The sequence below is a fragment of the Magnetospirillum sp. WYHS-4 genome (assembly GCA_039908345.1).
In the GTDB taxonomy this organism is placed as follows: Bacteria; Pseudomonadota; Alphaproteobacteria; order Rhodospirillales; family GLO-3; genus JAMOBD01.
Genome location: JAMOBD010000150.1, coordinates 1 through 1,482, shown reverse-complemented (window position 1 = coordinate 1,482; position 1,482 = coordinate 1). Strand labels below are relative to the sequence as shown.

The 1,482-nt window shown below is 67.9% G+C and carries 5 protein-coding genes; 3 read left to right on the top strand and 2 right to left on the bottom strand.

Features of this window, described 5'->3' with window-relative positions; all coding sequences use genetic code 11:
* Window positions 1-231 (top strand): hypothetical protein (locus H7841_18480; GenBank protein ID MEO5338845.1); only part of this gene is annotated, 231 nt, incomplete at its 5' end.
* 3 nt (window positions 232-234) lie between these two features.
* On the opposite strand, the gene H7841_18475 is transcribed toward H7841_18480, so the two are convergent.
* On the bottom strand, window positions 235-543 hold the full coding sequence (locus H7841_18475) for a type II toxin-antitoxin system RelE/ParE family toxin (GenBank protein ID MEO5338844.1): 309 nt from the start codon (window positions 541-543) through the stop codon (window positions 235-237).
* A complete protein-coding gene (locus tag H7841_18470) occupies window positions 536-769 on the bottom strand; it encodes a type II toxin-antitoxin system ParD family antitoxin (protein ID MEO5338843.1) in 234 nt (77 codons plus the stop codon). Before H7841_18470 ends, H7841_18475 begins: the two co-directional genes overlap by 8 nt.
* Before the next feature lie 71 nt (window positions 770-840).
* Here H7841_18470 and H7841_18465 point away from each other — a divergent pair, with 71 nt between their 5' ends.
* Complete coding sequence (locus tag H7841_18465) at window positions 841-1,320, top strand: hypothetical protein (protein MEO5338842.1); 480 nt, start codon at window positions 841-843, stop codon at window positions 1,318-1,320.
* Between the two features lie 5 nt (window positions 1,321-1,325).
* Window positions 1,326-1,469, top strand: a complete 144-nt coding sequence (locus H7841_18460; GenBank protein ID MEO5338841.1) for a hypothetical protein — start codon at window positions 1,326-1,328, stop codon at window positions 1,467-1,469.
* Window positions 1,470-1,482: the final 13 nt, after the last annotated feature.

The following is a 1,482-nucleotide window of genomic DNA, read 5'->3' as shown; positions in this document are numbered from 1 at the left end:
CCATCTGCCGGCGGCGTCACCGTGGTCGTCCAGCCCACCGTCACCAACACGGTGCCCAACACCCAGGCCCGCACCGAGACCCGGCGCGGCCCGGCCGGCGAGGTGATGATCGACGTCTTTGTCGAACAGATGGAGATGCATATGAGCCGCAAGATCGGTCGTGGCGAGGGCCTGGCGCCCACCCTGGAACGCCGCTACGGCCTCAACCCGGCGGCGGGGGCCTATCGGTGAGGATCAATGGTCGCTGTCCTGCCCGAGGTGCCGTGGCGCATCCATGGCGTCGTGCAGGATGTGGACCACGAAGATGCCCGGCGCCTCGATCAGGTAGTAGATGCGGTGGCGGGCGTGCCGATGGCAGAGCAGCCCCGGATGCAGGTCATCGGCGGCATGGCCCAGGCGGGGATTGTCCGCCAGGGTCCGCAGGCAATCGCTCAAGGAAAGAAAGTAGGCGTCGGCCTTGGCCTCGCCGAAGCTCCGGAAGGAATAGTCGTAGATCCCGGCCAAGTCGGCATCGGCCTTGTTGGAAAGAACGTAATCAGCCATTCCGCAGCCGGGCCTTGGCGGCCTTCATGATGTCCTCGGCCTTGCGCGGGCTGCGCCCGCTTTCCAGCCCCTCCGCGATGGCCGCCCGCAGTTCCTGGTGTCGCCGCTGGTCGTGGCGGATCAGATCGCGGATGTAGTCGCTGGCATTGGCGTACTCGCCGCCCTTGATCTGAGCCTCCACCCACTCCCGCATGGGATCGGGCAGGGAAACGTTCATCGTCGCCATGGGCACCTCCTTGTCCGGGCATCATGGCACAGATTGGCAAAGAATGCCATATCGACCACGGATCGACCTCCATGGCCCTCTCCTGGCCCGCGACGCTGCCCCTGCCGACGGTGCAGGGCTACGGCATCCGTCCGGGCGAGGCGATCCTGCGCACCGAGATGGAGGCGGGGCCGGCGCGGCGGAGGAAGCGCTTCACCCAGGTGCCGTCCCGGATCGCCGTGCGCTGGCTGATGAAGCGCGAGCAGTTCGCCCTGTTCGAGGCCTGGTACCGCTGGCGGGCCCGTGAGGGCGGGGCCTGGTTCGAGATCGAGCTGCTGGGCGGCCTCGGCCTCCAGGCTCATGAGGCCCGCTTCACCCGGCAGTTCGAGGCCAGGCTGATCGGCGGCCTCCTCTGGGAGGTGGCCTCGGAGCTGGAAATCCGCGAGCGTCCCGTGCTCACCGAGGACGCCCTGGCCATCGCGTTGGATTCCGACATCGCCGCCCTGCTGGCCACCGCCAGCCGCCTGCACGACCTCGTCCACCTGTCCTTGCCCGGACCTTATATCTGGTAGCCATCATGTCCCTACAAGCCGATCTCCAGGCCGCCGTCGACAAGGCGGTCAGCGCGGTGCGGTTCTTCAGGCTGGGCACCGCCTCCAGGAACCGCACCACCTCGTCGGCGCTCAACACCACCGGCAGCTTGCGCGGCTCGCGGGCATAGGCGATGCGCTCGG